We start from the raw sequence: 14,339 nt of genomic DNA, 5'->3' as shown, positions 1-14,339 counted from the left end.
GAAAGTGGAATCCGCAATGTCCGCAGGCAAGGTCCGCAAGTCTAGCGCTGGACCACCGGCGGCGAGGACTGCACCGCGCCCTGCCGGGCCGGCGCGGGATTGGCGGGGCGAGTGGCCGGCGGCTTCTTCTGCTGGTTCGGCCGCGCCGGCGTGGTCGCGGTCGGCGTATCGGCGGCCGCCGGCGCGCTGCCTGCCGGCGGCTGCGCCTCCTCGGCCGGCTCGACCGTGTCGTTCTGGATCTGCTTTTCCATCGCGCGGAGCTTCGCGACGTTCTTCTGATGCGCGTCGTAGGTCTCTGTGAAGGCATGCCCGCCGGTGCCGTCCGCGACGAAATAGAGGTCGCGGGTGCGGGCTGGATTGGCGGCGGCCTCGAGCGAGGCCCGACCCGGATTGGAGATCGGGCCCGGCGGCAGGCCCTCGATCACATAGGTGTTGTAGGGCGAGGGCTGCGTGATCTCGCTGCGCTTGATCGGCCGGCCCAGCGTGCCCTTGCCGCCGACGAGGCCGTAGATGATCGTCGGATCGGACTGCAGCTTGATCCTCTGCTTCAATCGGTTGACGAACACCGCGGCGACCCGGCTGCGCTCGTCGGGCTTGCCGGTTTCCTTTTCGACGATGGACGCCAGCGTGACCAGCTGCTCCGGCGTCTTGACCGGAATGTCCGGATTGCGGCGCTCCCAGATCTCGGCCAGCACGCGCTTGTGCGCCTGCTGCATGCGCTGGACCACCTGCTCGCGCGGTGTGCCGCGCGGGAACTTGTAGGTCTCCGGCAACAGCGTGCCTTCGCGCGGCAGCTCGCGCACGCTGCCGGTGAAGATGTCGTTGTCGGAGAGCCGCGCCACGATCTGCTCGGAGGTAAGACCTTCCGGAATCGTGACGGCATGCTGCACCACCTTGCCCTCGACGATGGTGGCGATGACGTCGCGCAGCGACGCGTTCTTCTGGAACGAATACTCACCCGGCTTGAGGTCCGAACTCGCCTTCAACGCGGCGACGCTGGCGATGAACACCCAGGGATTGATGTCGGTCACCCCTTCCCTGTTCAGCGTCTCGGCGATGTCACGCTTGCCCGCGCGCTGCGGGATGTTGACGATCTTGTCCTCCGTAAGCGGCCCGGGTGCTTCCAGCAGCTGCCGGCCGTAATAATAGACGCCGCCGGCGCCGAGCATGGTGATCAGCAGAAGGGTGATGATGGCGTTACCGACGATCACGAGCGGATTGCGCGCGCGGTCCGACCGCTTGGGCGGCGGCGGGAGCTGCTCGGGCTCGAGCGCTGCCCGCGGACTCCGCGGTGAAATGGGCGGCCTTTCACTCATCGAGACAACCTGAATCCTGCCGGTTCAATCGCGGCCGACAATCGCTTGCCCTGCCAAAATGCACGCGCCCACGTCCATGACTATCGCCGAATGCGGCAAAACGGTGGTTTCGTCTCAAACGCAAACTAACTGGCCAAGCGGCGGAAGATCACCGACGCATTGGTACCGCCAAAACCAAAAGAGTTCGATAACGCGACGTTGACCTCACGCTCCTTCGACTTGTGCGGCACGAGATCAATCGCAGTCTCGACCGAGGGATTGTCGAGGTTAATCGTTGGCGGCACGACGTTATCGCGAATCGCGAGGATCGCGAAGATCGCTTCGATCGCACCCGCCGCGCCGAGGAGATGGCCGGTCGACGACTTGGTCGAGGACATCGCAACCTTGGAAGCGGCATTGCCGAGCAGACGCTCGACCGCGCCGAGCTCGATCTCGTCGCCGAGCGGCGTCGAGGTGCCGTGCGCGTTGATGTAGTCGAGATCGGACGGCGTGAGGCCGGCGCGCTTCAGCGCCGCCAACATGCTGCGGAAGCCGCCATCGCCGTCGGGCGACGGCGAGGTGATGTGATAGGCGTCGCCCGAGAGGCCATAGCCGATCACCTCGGCGTAGATCCTGGCGCCGCGGCGCCTGGCGTGATCGAGCTCTTCCAGCACGAGGACGCCGGCGCCCTCGCCCATCACGAAACCATCGCGGTCCTTGTCGTAGGGACGCGAGGCCTTCTCGGGCGTCTCGTTGAAACCGGTCGAGAGCGCGCGCGCGGCGTTGAAGCCGGCAATGCCGATGCGGCTGATCGGCGACTCGGCGCCGCCTGCGACCATCACATCGGCATCGCCGAGTGCGATCAGGCGGGCAGCATCGCCGACCGCATGTGCGCCGGTCGAGCAGGCCGTGACCACGGCATGGTTCGGTCCCTTCAGCCCGTGCGCGATCGAGACGTAGCCGGAGGCGAGATTGATCAGGCGGCCCGGAATGAAGAACGGCGACACCCGGCGCGGTCCGCGCTCCTTCAGGAGGATAGCGGTTTCGGCAATGCCGTTGAGACCGCCGATGCCGGACCCGATCATGGTGCCGGTCGCGCATTTGTCCTCTTCAGTCGCGGGATGCCAGTTGGCGTCGTCGAGCGCCTGGCCGGCCGCCGCCATGCCGAAGATGATGAAATCGTCGACCTTGCGCTGGTCCTTCGGCTCCATCCACTTGTCGGGATTGAAGGTGCCGTTGCTGCCGTCGCCGCGCACGACGGTGCATGCGTATTTTGTCTGAAGATCGGAGACGTCGAAGCTCTCGATCGGGCGCGCGCCGCTTTCGCCGTTGAGGATGCGTTTCCAGGTCGGTTCGACGCCGCAGCCGAGCGGCGACACCATGCCGAGACCAGTGACGACAACCCGCCTCATATCCGAAAACTCCGCATCGAAAGACTCACGGCCAATAACAAGAAACCGGCTGACCGCTGCGAAGCGGCCCGTCCGGTTTCAATGTTGTCCCCGCGAAAATAGAAGAGCTTAGCTCTTCGCGTTCTTCTCGAGAAACTTCGTGGCGTCGCCGACGGTGAGAATCGTTTCCGCAGCGTCGTCCGGAATCTCGCAACCGAATTCCTCTTCGAACGCCATCACCAACTCGACGGTATCCAGACTGTCGGCGCCGAGGTCGTCGATGAAGCTCGCGTTGTCGACAACCTTCTCGGGCTCAACACCAAGGTGTTCGACCACGATCTTCTTAACCCGCTCGCCAATGTCACTCATTGCTTAACCTCGTGTTGTTCCCTGTAGACCCGACCCCCCGGGACGATACGAGCCGTCGTGGTCGTTTGACTGCCTTCGCTTACGAACTTGATTTGGCCCATCCTAACCGATGCAGGCCGGCGAACGACGGCCAAAGGCTCCGCATCGCCAATATACAGGGTTTCAAAAACCTGCAATGGCGTTCTTTGCCCATCCGTTGAAGGTCCGGTTATCATACTTCAATTGCCTTGACTACAAGCCTCATTTCGCTCCGGAAACGGCCGTTTGCCGCATCCGGCATCCGGCACCGCCTTGACGGCAGTGCGGCACGAGGCGTCAGATCATGGCCATGCCGCCGTTGACGTGGATGGTCTGCCCGGTGACATAGGATGCTTCGTTCGAACTCAGGTAGACCGCGGCTGCCGCAATGTCTTCGGGCGTCCCCAGGCGGGCGGCCGGAACCTTGGTTAGAATCGTTTCACGCTGCTTGTCGTTGAGCGCATCCGTCATCGGCGTCTTGATGAAGCCGGGCGCGATGCAGTTCGCGGTGACGCCGCGCTTGGCGTATTCGGCCCCCAGCGTCTTGATCATGCCGATCAGGCCTGCCTTCGACGCAGTATAATTGCCCTGCCCCGGATTGCCGGTGACACCGACCACCGAGGTGATGGCGATGATGCGGCCGAAGCGCTTGCGCATCATCAGCTTGGTTGCGGCGCGCGCCAGGCGGAAGGTCGCGGTCAGATTGACATTGATGACCTCGTCCCAGTCCTCGTCACGGAGTTGCACGAAGAGGTTGTCGCGCGTGATGCCCGCGTTGGCGACGAGAATGTCGACCTGGCCCATCGCAGCTTCCGCCGCCGGCACCAGCGCCTCGACCTCGTCGGCCTTGGAAAGATTGCAGGGCAGCACATGGGCGCGCTCGCCGAGCTTGCCGGCAAGCTCGTCCAGCACGTCCTTGCGCGTCCCCGATATCGCGACGGTGGCGCCCTGCGCGTGCAGCGCCTGCGCGATCGCGCCGCCGATGCCGCCGGTCGCGCCGGTGACGAGCGCCTTTCGGCCAGTCAGATCGAACATCGATAACTCCTCCAAAGCACGCCCCGGAAAGATGCGCAGCGGTTTTCCGGAAAGATCGTGCGTCAACTCGAGAACTCAAGCGCGACGACCATTCATCGCGCTTCAAGCCTGCTTCGCAGCGGCCAATGCATCCTTGGCGGCGGCAATATCGTTCGGACCGCCGACCGCAACGCCCACGGCACCATCCGCGATGCGCTTGACGAGACCTGTCAGCACCTTGCCGGAGCCGATCTCGAAGAAGCGGGTGACGCCCTGCCCGGCCATGTAAGCGACCGACTCGCGCCAGCGCACCGTGCCGGTGACCTGCTCGACCAGGCGGCGGCGGATCTCGTCGGGATCGGTGATGGCGCTCGCCAGAACGTTCGACACCAGCGGCGCGGCCGGCGCCTTGATCGTCACCTTGGCCAGCGCGGCCGCCATGGCGTCCGCAGCCGGCTGCATCAGCTTGCAATGGAATGGCGCGGACACCGGCAGCAGCATTGCGCGCTTGGCGCCCTTGGCCTTGGCGATCTCGACGGCGCGATCGACCGCGGCCTTGTCGCCCGAGACCACCACCTGCCCGCCGCCATTGTCGTTGGCGGCCTGGCAGACCTGCCCCTGCGCCGCCTCGCCCGCGACCTCCATGGCGGCTTCGTAGTCGAGACCGAGCAGCGCGGCCATCGCGCCGGCGCCGACCGGGACGGCCTTTTGCATTGCGAGACCGCGCGTGCGAAGCAGACGGGCGGTATCCGAAACCGTCAGGCTGCCGGCCGCGGCCAGCGCCGAATATTCACCAAGCGAATGACCGGCGACGAAGGCCGCATCTCGTCCCACGGAAAAACCAGCCTCGGCCTCCAGCACGCGCAGCGTGGCGACAGACACCGCCATCAGCGCCGGCTGGGCATTCTCGGTGAGCTGAAGGGTTTCGGCCGGGCCCTCCCAGATGGTGGCCGTCAACTTCTCGCCAAGCGCGGCATCGACCTCGTCGAACACGGCGCGCGCCACCGGAAAGGCGTCGGCCAGGGCCTTGCCCATGCCGACGGCCTGGGAACCCTGCCCAGGAAATGTGAATGCAGCCGTCATCGGCGCTCCCTGCTTGTCGGGCATGGTCCCTGCGAGAACCGGCAGCCGATGACGCACGGCCTTAGGCCATGGTTCCGGATCATGCTCCAAAGGGGGCCGTAGACACCGTCCGGGGCTGCACTGTCAAGCCGAGATGGGGGCTTCGACCAGCATTCAACGTGGAATGCGTCCCCTCAAAACCCGCCGGCGGTCTGGTTGGCATCGACCTCCGCCCCGGCCTGCGCGCGGCGCGCACTGTTGACGAGTTGCCCCGGCCGATCCTCACGGTTCGGCCTGGCCGTCGCCAGCCGCAGCACCGCCGCGTAATTCGGCTGCACTTCCATGCGGCCGGCATACCGGCTCGCACTGAGGAGGCGATGCACCTTCGGCAGATTGTAGCAGGGCACGTAGAACAAGAGATGATGCTCGAGGTGATAGTTCACGTAGTACGGCGCGATGAACAGGCGCTCGAGGAAATTGGCATGCGTGGTGCGGGTGTTGCGCAGGGGATCGCTGCTATCGGGGACGACGGCGTGCTCTGCGATGTTGCGAATGCGGGTGATGACCATCATCCAGGTCAGGAGCGGCACCAGCCATAGCAGCGGATAGGCCCACCACACGCCAGCCGCAGCGAGCGCCGCGAACATGATCGCGTTGACGATGCATTGCGGGCCAAGCTTCTCCCAGAAATGCGCCGCACGCTGCCGCCACGGCCAGTCCTTTGGCCCAAGCGCGTTGAGCAGTTGCGCCTTGCGCTGCTGGTAGCCGGTCTGGCCGGTGATGTCGCGAATGAACTTGCGGCGATAGCTCAGCCTGGTGATCGGAAACGGCGCCGACAGCACGAGATCGGGATCGTCCTCCTGCTGGGTGCGCGCATGATGCTGCAGGTGATAGCGCCGGTAGCTGCGCGTCTCCGCAAACAGCGGATAGGCGCAGAACCACTGGCTCAGCGCCAGATTGGTCTTCTCGTCGGCGGACAGGCAGCCATGAGCACCGTCATGCATCAGGATCGCAAGGCCGAGCTGGCGCGAGCCGATGATGGCGACGGCCAGAACGTAGGTGATCGGATTGGGCCACCACGCGACCAGGGCGATCGCTCCTGATATCAGCGCCCAGGCGTGCGCGATCAGCACAACACCTTTCCATGTCACGCGCTGGCGCACGTCGGCCAATTGACCGTCGGTCAGGAAATCGCGGGCACGCATGCGAAGCGCGGTCATGGCCTAACCCTCTCCATTCGAATCGCTGGATTCGCCGGCCTCCTCGACGAGACGCAGGCGGGCGGTGTCGCCGGTGGATTTCGCCTGCTCGCCCAGCACGCGCAGCATCTCGGCGCAGAGTTCCTCGGGCGAACGGCCCATGGCGTAGCCTTCGAGAATGACGCCGATGGCGACGGCCCAGAACCGCCGCGAGCTTTCGTCGGGCGCGCGCAGGGAGCGCCAGCCGTGCCGCGCCACCTGGCTGGCATAGGCGCGCGCGCCTTCGCCGTGCAGGCGCTCGATGGTCCGCTCGACCAGCGGTGCGAGATCCTGACGACGACGCGTCAATGTCAGCGCTTCCGCGAAGAAAGCGACCGAATCGCTCGCCGTGACCGTCGCGGCCAGCGCGTGGGTATATTCCCGCGGCGTCCGCGCCCTCAGCGCCGCCTGCTCGGTGGCACGCGCCAGATAAAGCAGATCGCGGCAGGCGCATTCGACAAACAGCGCCTCCTTGGTGCGGAAGTAATAGGTGATCTGGCTCGGGAACGCGTCCGCGGCGGCCGCGATGTCGGTGATTGCCGTGCCGGACAGCCCCCGCTCCCGAAACAGCGGGCTCGCGGCATCCAGGAGCAACGACCGCATTTTTCGGCCGGCCGAGCGCGTCGCGCGCGCGGCGTGCTTGGGGTCGCCTGCCGCCTCGAGCGGCCCGTCGGCCGAGGCTTCTGCCATGGAGGGTCCTCCGCGTCGATTTATTTGTATGACATACAAACAAATGGGTCAAGCGGATATGGTATGGGAGGATGGTCCGGTTTCGCCGGCGCGGGATCCGGGCCGAAACCTGGCTCCCAAACTTGCAAAGCCGGCCAAAATCCGTATAAGGCGCGCATCCGCAGACCCCGGCCGGGAGCTGAACGGACGGTCTCAGCAAATCATTCGTGATTTTGGTGTGGCAGGGCCAGTCGGCCCGTCGTCCCGTGTTTCCGCCTTCTGAGCTTCATCCCAGAGTCCTTTCCGAAGGTCTCTTAAGGGCTTGACGCCGGGCGATGCGCCAACATGAGGAAAGGACTTCCATGCCTCTTTACGAGCATGTTTTTCTTGCGCGCCAGGACGCGAGCCCGCAGCAGGTCGAAGAGCTGACGGCGCAGATGACCGGCATCGTCGAAGGCCTCGGCGGCAAGGTCACCAAGACCGAGAATTGGGGCGTACGCTCCCTCACCTACCGCATGAACAAGAACCGCAAGGCGCACTTCGTGCTGCTCAACATCGACGCGCCGTCCGCGGCGATCGCCGAGATCGAGCGCCAGGAGCGCATCAGCGAAGACGTGATCCGCTATCTCAGCGTCCGCGTCGAGGAGCTCGAGGAAGGCCCGTCCGCGATGATGCGCAAGGCCGATCGTGATCGCGAGCGTGACGATCGTGGCGGCGGCTTCCGCGGCGAGCGCGAAGGCGGCTTCCGGGGCGACCGCGAGGGCGGTTTCCGCGGCGATCGCGGTCCGCGTCGTCCGCGCGACGAAGCTGAAACCACGGATGGGGAGTAAGACCAATGGCTGAAGCTGGTGCACGTCGCCCGTTTTTCCGTCGTCGCAAGAGCTGCCCGTTCACGGGCGCCAATGCGCCGAAGATCGACTACAAGGACTCCAAGCTGCTGATGCGTTACGTCTCCGAGCGCGGCAAGATCGTGCCGAGCCGCATCACGGCGGTGTCCGCAAAGAAGCAGCGTGAACTCGCCCGCGCCATCAAGCGCGCGCGCTTCCTGGGCCTGCTGCCCTACGTCATTCGCTGATACGACCAATTCGACCGGCGGCCGCGGGGCCGCCGGTCGTGACTTTCTGAACTCATAAGGCTTCCGGGTCGTCCGGTCGCCGATGGTTGGGGCAAACGACGCCTCTAACCGCTCGAAGGGAGCGGGACAGCTGATGATGGCATTTGGACTCATTGCCCTGATCGCCGGCGCCGCGTCGGCCCTGATGTTCGCCTCGATCATCTCGGGCGCGATGATCTCGCTCGTCCTGTTTTATCTCGCACCGCTGCCGCTGATGGTCGCCGCGATCGGCTGGGGACCGCTTTGCGCCAGCCTCGGCGGCATTGCCGCCGCGATCGGCCTCGGCGCCCTGTTCGGCCTGCCCTACTGCATCGCCTTCGCCGTCACCGTCGCGTTGCCGGCCTGGTGGCTCGGCCATCTCGCCCTGCTCGGTCGGCCGGTGGGAAGTCTCGCGCCGGACGCCGCCTCCGCCAAATCGCCGCCGGAACCCGGGATCGAGTGGTATCCGGTCGGCCGCCTCCTGCTCTGGATCGCAGGCTTCGCCACGCTGACCACGATGGCCGCGCTGCTCACGCTCGGCAGCGACGCCGAGACCATCACCGGCACGCTGCGGCGCGGGCTGATGCGCCTCCTCCGCACCACCGACCCGCAGACCTCGGGCGAAGCCAGCCAACTCGTCGACGCGCTGGTGCGCATGGTACCGGCCGGCGCCACGATCATCGCGATGATGACGCTGACTCTCAACCTCTGGCTCAGCGCCAAGGTGACCGCGACGTCGGGCCGGCTGCGCCGTCCCTGGCCGGATCTGATGGCGGCCGAGCTGCCGCCGATGACCCTGGTGGCGCTCTGCATCGCGCTCGCCTTCTGCTTCACCGGCGGGCTGCTTGCCATCGTCGCGCAGATCGCGACGGCCGCGCTGATGATGGCCTATGCGCTGACCGGTTTCGCCGTGCTGCATACGCTGACGCTCGCGCTGAAGAGCCGCACATTCTGGCTCGGCTCGACCTACGCCGTCGTCGTCGTGTTCGGATGGCCCGTGATCGCGATGGTCATCCTCGGTCTTGCGGATGCCGTGTTCGGCTTTCGCGAGCGCTTCCTGCGCAGCCGGCAGCCGCCCCCACTGCCGACCCCTTAAGTCACCCGAAACTGAAACCCACAGAGCACTTCAAGAGGAGAACGAATATGGAAGTCATTTTGCTGGAACGCGTCAACAAGCTCGGCCAGATGGGCGAAGTCGTGAAGGTTCGCGACGGCTACGCCCGCAATTTCCTGCTCAAGCGCGGCAAGGCGCTGCGTGCCACCGCCGACAACCGGGCCAAGTATGACGGCATGAAGGCCGAGCTCGAGGCCCGCAACCTCCAGGCCAAGGGCGAAGCCTCCAAGGTCGCCGAGAAGATCAAGGACAAGAACATCATCGTGATCCGCCAGGCTTCTGAAGCCGGCCAGCTGTTCGGCTCGGTCACGGTGCGCGACATCGTCGTCGCCTTCGAGGCCGACGGCGTCCACCTCGACCGTCCGCAGGTGCAGCTCGACGCGCCGATCAAGACCATCGGCAAGCACACGGTCATCGTTGCCGTTCACCCTGAGGTCGAGGTCGAGATCACCGTGACGGTCGCGCGCAGCCAGGACGAGGCCGAGCGCATCAACCGCGGCGAGGATATCTCGACCCGCAACGAGGACCGCGATGCGGCCGCCGAGGCGATCGCCGCCGCCGGCGAGTTCTTCGATCCGGACGCCCAGCACGAGGACGTCGAGCCGGCCCCGGCTGCGGAAGAGAAGTAAGTACGCCAGCTCGTCATTCCGGGGCGATGCGAAGCATCGAACCCGGAATCTCGAGATTCCGGGTCCCAGCGCTGACGCGCTGTTCCGGAATGACGAACAAGAAAGCCCGGTCGCCTCAGGCGGCCGGGCTTTTCGTTTCGCCGGCGACGTCCTCGCTCAGCATCGCGATCGAGGCCAGCGCGGTTGCCGTATGCTTCTCGACTCCGTCGCTGACGCAGAACACATCGGCCGCAACCACAGCGACCTGCCGGCCCGGCTTGATCACCTTCGCCCGGCAGATCAGCTTTTCACCGACCGCCGGCGACAACAGGTTGAGCTTGTATTCGGCCGTCAGCGCCGCCTGGCCGCGCGAGGTCGCGGCCGCGATCGTCGTGGCGTTGTCGACCAGGAAGGCGGTAACGCCGCCATGGAAGAAGCCGTGCTGCTGAAGCAGCTCCGGCCGGCGCTCCACGGCGATGGTGCAGGTGCCGCGCGACAAATCGGAGAGCTCGGCGCCCACCAGGTTCATGAAACCCTGCCGGCCGACATTGGCGTGGATGCGTTCGGCAACGGCTGCGAATTCCGGATCAGCTTCGGCCCGCATGCGGTCTCTCCCTATTGCTTGTTGATGCGATCGAGTGGCCTCAGCGCACGAATGGCGCAAGCGATCAGGGTGTCGGCCTCACTGCGCGGATCGGTGCGGTCGCGTCCCGACAGAAAGGCACGGCAGAATATCTGCGCCGGACCGATGAGCTGGCTGACGAACATCACCGGCGTCATCGGCAGAAGCTCGCCGCTTGCAACCAGCGGCGCACGCCAGCGCTCGATGCCCTCGGCAAGCCGCGCGTTCTGCGCGCGCTGGGCATCGCGCACGTCCTCGCCCCATTCGCTGCGCGAAATCTCGAAGAGGTAGCGCGCCTCGCGCCGGCTGGTCACGACCCAGTCGAGATGGGCCCGGATCAGGCGCTCGATGCCCTGCTCCGCATCGGGCACGGGATCCAGCGCCGCCAGCACCGCGGCGTGATAGTGCCGCAAGACCTCCAGAAACAGCGCACCGGCGAGCTCCTTCTTCGAACCGAAGGCATGAAAGAAGCTGCCGTTGGAGGCGCGGGCCCGGGTGCGGATCGCAGCCACCGTCGCGGCTTCGAAGCCGACGCGGTCGAACACCAGCAGCCCGGCTGCCAACAGATCGTCTCGCACGCTCGCCGCCATCGACGCCTCCTAGAGCATTACTCTAGAGCAACACTCTAGCAACGGTCAATACGATGCGGAGACCGCGTTGAAAGCGGCCTCCGCATGTCGGGCTGAGAACGTAGCGGAACTAGCGCGAGATCGGCGGTACCGGCGGGCCGGACGGCGCCGGCGGGGCTGCAGCGGTCGCGGGCGGTGCCGGGTCCTGCTGCGGCCTGGCCGCCGGTTCGGGGCTCGCTGCTGGCGCGGCCGGCTTGGAAGCGGTCTCTTCCGCCGGCTTGGACGACGCCGGTTCGGCGGGCTTTGCCGCGGCAGGTGCAGCCGGCGCCACCTGCGGGACCGGGTCGGGTCGCAGTGCCGGAGCTTCGCTGCCGCGCGTTTCGACCTTTGAGCTGTCCGGCCTGGCCTCAACGGGCTTCTCGGATGCCTTGCCGCTGTCGGCCTCAGGCTTTGGCTCGCTCTTCTTGTCCTCGGTCGCCGGCGCGGCGGCATCGACCTTGGGGGATTCCTCAGTGCCCGGCTTGGCGCGCCGCTTGCCTTTGCGCGGCTCGGGCGCCGCCTGTCCCTCCGGCTTCGCACCTTCTTCCTCGGCGGGTCGCGCCGCGCGCTTCTGGCGCGCGCCCTCGGGGGCCGGAGTAGCACCCTCGCCCTCCGGCCTGGCGGCCTCTTGCGAGCGGTGGCGGCGGCCCTGATGCTCAGGCGACTGGCCCGGAGCGGTGTTGGCTTCCTTCTCCCTGGCGCCGTCCTTCTTGCCGTCCTTGGCCTGGTAGCGGGTGTCGGTGGCACCGTTGGACACCAGGTAGGAGGCGAGGACGCCCGCCATGTCCGAGCTCGTGGTGTAGTGCTGGCGCAGGAATCCCGGCAACGAGCTCGGCGTCACGGACTTCAGGAGTCCGCGCGGGCTCTTGTGGCAGGCGTTGCAGGTCTGCGCGAAAAGCTGGGACGGGGTCTTGCCGGCCTCGAGGTTCGTCGCCTGCGCTAGAACGGTATCGGCCGCACCGAAGCCGGTCAGAAGCAATACCGTCGCGAGGCTGAGCGCTCGGCTCGACATTCCCATCATCTCCATTGAATTCCGCGAATGCAGCCGGCCTCCGGCGCGGCGGCGGTCACCTTTTAACCGATTGAGCTGCGAATGGAAGCAGGCTCCGCGCGCAAGGATGTGATTAAGCCATTTTCGAATATCGGCTTTGAATACAGCGCAATAGCGCAGCCGGAACCGGCTCGCTAGATTTGCATGCAAACGCATAGGAACCGCTGCGGCGCCTGGGCGTCAGATGTGAAGGCCGGGTTAGTCGCATCTTTTCGGGTTCGCTCGAGAGGAAATGTCGATGGACCGTTTGTTGCGTAGATTCCTGTCTCAATTCATCCGGCGCGGGTCGATGACGGTGACCAGCGCAAGCGGATCGAAGTTCACCGTCGGCGACGGCTCGGGCGAGCCGGTCGCGGTGCGCTTCGTCACCGCGGACGCGGAGCGGAAGAGCCTCATCAATCCCGAGCTCGGGCTCGGCGAGGCCTATATGGACGGCGAGTTCGTGGTCGAGCGCGGCACCATAGCTGATGCCCTCGCGATCCTGCTCGATCAACCCGACCTATTGCCGCACTGGGCTAAACCGTGGTGGCACCTGCGCTACCTGACGCGGCACCTGAAGCAGTTCAATCCCCGCACCCGCGCCCGCCACAACGTCGCCCATCACTACGATCTCGACGGCCGGCTCTATTCGCTCTTTCTCGATGCCGACAAGCAATATAGCTGCGCCTATTTCGAAACGCCCGAGATGCCGCTCGACGACGCGCAGCTTGCCAAGAAACGGCACATTGCTGCGAAGCTTCTCATCAAGGACGGCCAGCGCGTGCTCGACATCGGCTCCGGCTGGGGCGGCCTCGGGCTCTATCTCGCCGAGATCGCGGGCGCCGACCTCACCGGCATCACGCTGTCGACCGAGCAGTTGCAGGTCGCCAATGCACGCGCTGCCGAAAAGGGCCTGACGGACTCGGCCAGATTCCAGCTCAAGGATTATCGCGACATTGACGGCACCTTCGACCGCATCGTCTCGGTCGGCATGTTCGAACATGTCGGGGCAAGGTTCTACGACGCCTATTTTCAGCGCTGCGCCGAATTGCTGAGCGAGGACGGCGTCATGCTGCTGCACGCGATCGCCCGTTCGCAGGGCCCGGACTCGACCAATCCCTGGATCGCCAAATACATCTTCCCCGGCGGCTACATCCCCGCCCTGTCGGAGGTGCTGCCGGCGATCGAGCGAGCGGGCCTGCTGGTCTGCGACATCGAGATTCTGCGCCTGCACTACGCCGAGACGCTGAAGGCCTGGCGAGAGCGCTTCATGGCGCGGCGCGAGGAGGCGGTGCAGCTCTACGACGAGCGCTTCGCCCTGATGTGGGAGTTCTATCTGGCGGCCTGCGAGATGACGTTCCGCAAGCAAGCCATGATGAACTTCCAGATCCAGCTGACCCGTCGCCAGGGCGTGGTGCCGAGGACCCGCGACTACATCCAGCGGGAGGAAGCCCGGCTGCGGGCACGTGAGGCCTCGGCGATGCCCAGGCTCAAGCTGGCTGGTGAATAGACCCCAGGTCCTAGTGACGCGGGGTCGACATCCGGGATGTCCGGAAAGAGGCCGCTAGCGCCAGTTGCGCGCGCAGCTGCAGCAGGATCTCGGGTGCGACCGGCTGGCGACGGACGTCGGGCCGTTCCGCGTGCTCCATGGCCGCGATCAACCCGGACAGCCAAAGCCGGCTGCCAGCCTCGCTTCGCCAGTTCTGGTGCTGCCGTTCTGGCTGCATCGCTTGCCTCGTGTCCCTGTTGGCGGGGGTTAGGACAATCCCCGGCCGGCCTGGCTGTTCCGCATTATCCCCGAAAGAATCCGGGGAGATGTGATCTGCTTCACATAAGTCTGGTCGGGGCTGTCTTAGACCGTCGCCATGAGCAAAGAGACCCGAACCTCATTCGACGTGCCGGACGACCTCCGTACCGATTATGCCCTGATCGTCACCGGCGTCGGGGCCGCCCTGGTTGCGCTGGTCTACCTCCTGCTGGTCTGAACCGAGCCGAACGCGGCCAGCGTGCGTCATTTCGCGCGCTCTCAATACGTCTGCCCGCCGGTCGATAGGGTTCATGGGTTTCAGTCTTTTTCGATGGCGCGGGTTCCGCGGAAATCCGTCAAGCGCGGCGCATGCTGCGACCGCTAATCATCCACCATTTTAACTGAGCGGTTGATAGCGATCAGCTTTCGCTTCCGCTTTCGCCTGCGGCGGCGCTTTATCC

At 65.6% G+C, this 14,339-nt stretch carries 15 protein-coding genes; 5 read left to right on the top strand and 10 right to left on the bottom strand.

What is annotated here, in order from left to right:
* Positions 1–41 precede the first annotated feature (41 nt).
* The 7 genes from mltG to FJV43_RS33540 all read right to left on the bottom strand — a co-directional run bounded on the left by mltG (position 42) and on the right by FJV43_RS33540 (position 7,077).
* The gene (gene mltG, locus FJV43_RS33570) at positions 42–1,316 is read right to left on the bottom strand and encodes an endolytic transglycosylase MltG (protein WP_239623236.1); all 1,275 of its coding nucleotides are present in this window, start codon (positions 1,314–1,316) and stop codon (positions 42–44) included.
* Between the two features lie 125 nt (positions 1,317–1,441).
* Positions 1,442–2,707 (bottom strand): beta-ketoacyl-ACP synthase II, encoded by a 1,266-nt coding sequence (gene fabF / locus FJV43_RS33565; RefSeq protein WP_239623235.1) that lies wholly within the window; start codon positions 2,705–2,707, stop codon positions 1,442–1,444.
* Positions 2,708–2,815: 108 nt separating this feature from the next.
* On the bottom strand, positions 2,816–3,055 hold the full coding sequence (locus FJV43_RS33560) for an acyl carrier protein (RefSeq protein WP_008551805.1): 240 nt from the start codon (positions 3,053–3,055) through the stop codon (positions 2,816–2,818).
* A 315-nt stretch (positions 3,056–3,370) separates the two neighbouring features.
* Entirely contained in the window at positions 3,371–4,108 is a 738-nt protein-coding gene (gene fabG, locus FJV43_RS33555; protein ID WP_028180248.1) for a 3-oxoacyl-[acyl-carrier-protein] reductase, read from the bottom strand.
* Positions 4,109–4,210: 102 nt separating this feature from the next.
* Complete coding sequence (gene fabD, locus FJV43_RS33550; protein ID WP_239623234.1) at positions 4,211–5,170, bottom strand: ACP S-malonyltransferase; 960 nt, start codon at positions 5,168–5,170, stop codon at positions 4,211–4,213.
* Between the two features lie 173 nt (positions 5,171–5,343).
* On the bottom strand, positions 5,344–6,369 hold the full coding sequence (locus tag FJV43_RS33545; RefSeq protein ID WP_239623233.1) for a fatty acid desaturase family protein: 1,026 nt from the start codon (positions 6,367–6,369) through the stop codon (positions 5,344–5,346).
* Between the two features lie 3 nt (positions 6,370–6,372).
* Positions 6,373–7,077 carry a TetR/AcrR family transcriptional regulator C-terminal domain-containing protein gene (locus FJV43_RS33540; protein WP_239623232.1) on the bottom strand — a complete coding sequence of 235 codons (705 nt, stop codon included), beginning with the start codon at positions 7,075–7,077 and terminating at the stop codon, positions 6,373–6,375.
* 341 nt (positions 7,078–7,418) lie between these two features.
* Between FJV43_RS33540 and rpsF the strand changes: the two genes are divergently transcribed.
* From rpsF to rplI, 4 genes are all read left to right on the top strand, one after another.
* Positions 7,419–7,886, top strand: coding sequence for a 30S ribosomal protein S6 (rpsF, locus tag FJV43_RS33535; protein WP_024338128.1), 468 nt, complete (start codon positions 7,419–7,421; stop codon positions 7,884–7,886).
* 5 nt (positions 7,887–7,891) lie between these two features.
* Complete coding sequence (gene rpsR / locus FJV43_RS33530) at positions 7,892–8,131, top strand: 30S ribosomal protein S18 (RefSeq protein WP_007592020.1); 240 nt, start codon at positions 7,892–7,894, stop codon at positions 8,129–8,131.
* 133 nt (positions 8,132–8,264) lie between these two features.
* Positions 8,265–9,245, top strand: coding sequence for a DUF2232 domain-containing protein (locus FJV43_RS33525; RefSeq protein ID WP_239623231.1), 981 nt, complete (start codon positions 8,265–8,267; stop codon positions 9,243–9,245).
* 47 nt (positions 9,246–9,292) lie between these two features.
* Complete coding sequence (gene rplI / locus FJV43_RS33520) at positions 9,293–9,892, top strand: 50S ribosomal protein L9 (RefSeq protein ID WP_239623230.1); 600 nt, start codon at positions 9,293–9,295, stop codon at positions 9,890–9,892.
* Between the two features lie 115 nt (positions 9,893–10,007).
* Here rplI and FJV43_RS33515 read toward each other — a convergent pair whose 3' ends face one another.
* From FJV43_RS33515 to FJV43_RS33505, 3 genes are all read right to left on the bottom strand, one after another.
* On the bottom strand, positions 10,008–10,475 hold the full coding sequence (locus FJV43_RS33515) for a PaaI family thioesterase (protein ID WP_239623229.1): 468 nt from the start codon (positions 10,473–10,475) through the stop codon (positions 10,008–10,010).
* Positions 10,476–10,486: 11 nt separating this feature from the next.
* A complete protein-coding gene (locus tag FJV43_RS33510; protein WP_239623228.1) occupies positions 10,487–11,083 on the bottom strand; it encodes a TetR/AcrR family transcriptional regulator in 597 nt (198 codons plus the stop codon).
* A 109-nt stretch (positions 11,084–11,192) separates the two neighbouring features.
* Positions 11,193–12,113: a hypothetical protein gene (locus FJV43_RS33505; protein WP_239623227.1), complete on the bottom strand. Its 921-nt coding sequence runs from the start codon at positions 12,111–12,113 to the stop codon at positions 11,193–11,195.
* A 277-nt stretch (positions 12,114–12,390) separates the two neighbouring features.
* Between FJV43_RS33505 and FJV43_RS33500 the strand changes: the two genes are divergently transcribed.
* Entirely contained in the window at positions 12,391–13,641 is a 1,251-nt protein-coding gene (locus FJV43_RS33500; protein WP_239623226.1) for a cyclopropane-fatty-acyl-phospholipid synthase family protein, read from the top strand.
* Positions 13,642–14,339: the final 698 nt, after the last annotated feature.

This window comes from Bradyrhizobium sp. I71 (genome assembly GCF_022354745.1).
In the GTDB taxonomy this organism is placed as follows: Bacteria; Pseudomonadota; Alphaproteobacteria; order Rhizobiales; family Xanthobacteraceae; genus Bradyrhizobium; species Bradyrhizobium liaoningense.
The sequence above is the reverse complement of the archived record's forward strand: the minus strand, read 5'-3'. Positions and strand labels throughout refer to the sequence as shown.

Bases quoted from the DNA above. Each gene is read 5' to 3' on its own strand.
- mltG (WP_239623236.1), bottom strand. From the start codon at position 1,316: ATGAGTGAAAGGCCGCCCATTTCACCGCGGAGTCCGCGGGCAGCGCTC.
- fabF (WP_239623235.1), bottom strand. From the start codon at position 2,707: ATGAGGCGGGTTGTCGTCACTGGTCTCGGCATGGTGTCGCCGCTCGGC.
- FJV43_RS33560 (WP_008551805.1), bottom strand. From the start codon at position 3,055: ATGAGTGACATTGGCGAGCGGGTTAAGAAGATCGTGGTCGAACACCTT.
- fabG (WP_028180248.1), bottom strand. From the start codon at position 4,108: ATGTTCGATCTGACTGGCCGAAAGGCGCTCGTCACCGGCGCGACCGGC.
- fabD (WP_239623234.1), bottom strand. From the start codon at position 5,170: ATGACGGCTGCATTCACATTTCCTGGGCAGGGTTCCCAGGCCGTCGGC.
- FJV43_RS33545 (WP_239623233.1), bottom strand. From the start codon at position 6,369: ATGACCGCGCTTCGCATGCGTGCCCGCGATTTCCTGACCGACGGTCAA.
- FJV43_RS33540 (WP_239623232.1), bottom strand. From the start codon at position 7,077: ATGGCAGAAGCCTCGGCCGACGGGCCGCTCGAGGCGGCAGGCGACCCC.
- rpsF (WP_024338128.1), top strand. From the start codon at position 7,419: ATGCCTCTTTACGAGCATGTTTTTCTTGCGCGCCAGGACGCGAGCCCG.
- rpsR (WP_007592020.1), top strand. From the start codon at position 7,892: ATGGCTGAAGCTGGTGCACGTCGCCCGTTTTTCCGTCGTCGCAAGAGC.
- FJV43_RS33525 (WP_239623231.1), top strand. From the start codon at position 8,265: ATGATGGCATTTGGACTCATTGCCCTGATCGCCGGCGCCGCGTCGGCC.
- rplI (WP_239623230.1), top strand. From the start codon at position 9,293: ATGGAAGTCATTTTGCTGGAACGCGTCAACAAGCTCGGCCAGATGGGC.
- FJV43_RS33515 (WP_239623229.1), bottom strand. From the start codon at position 10,475: ATGCGGGCCGAAGCTGATCCGGAATTCGCAGCCGTTGCCGAACGCATC.
- FJV43_RS33510 (WP_239623228.1), bottom strand. From the start codon at position 11,083: ATGGCGGCGAGCGTGCGAGACGATCTGTTGGCAGCCGGGCTGCTGGTG.
- FJV43_RS33505 (WP_239623227.1), bottom strand. From the start codon at position 12,113: ATGTCGAGCCGAGCGCTCAGCCTCGCGACGGTATTGCTTCTGACCGGC.
- FJV43_RS33500 (WP_239623226.1), top strand. From the start codon at position 12,391: ATGGACCGTTTGTTGCGTAGATTCCTGTCTCAATTCATCCGGCGCGGG.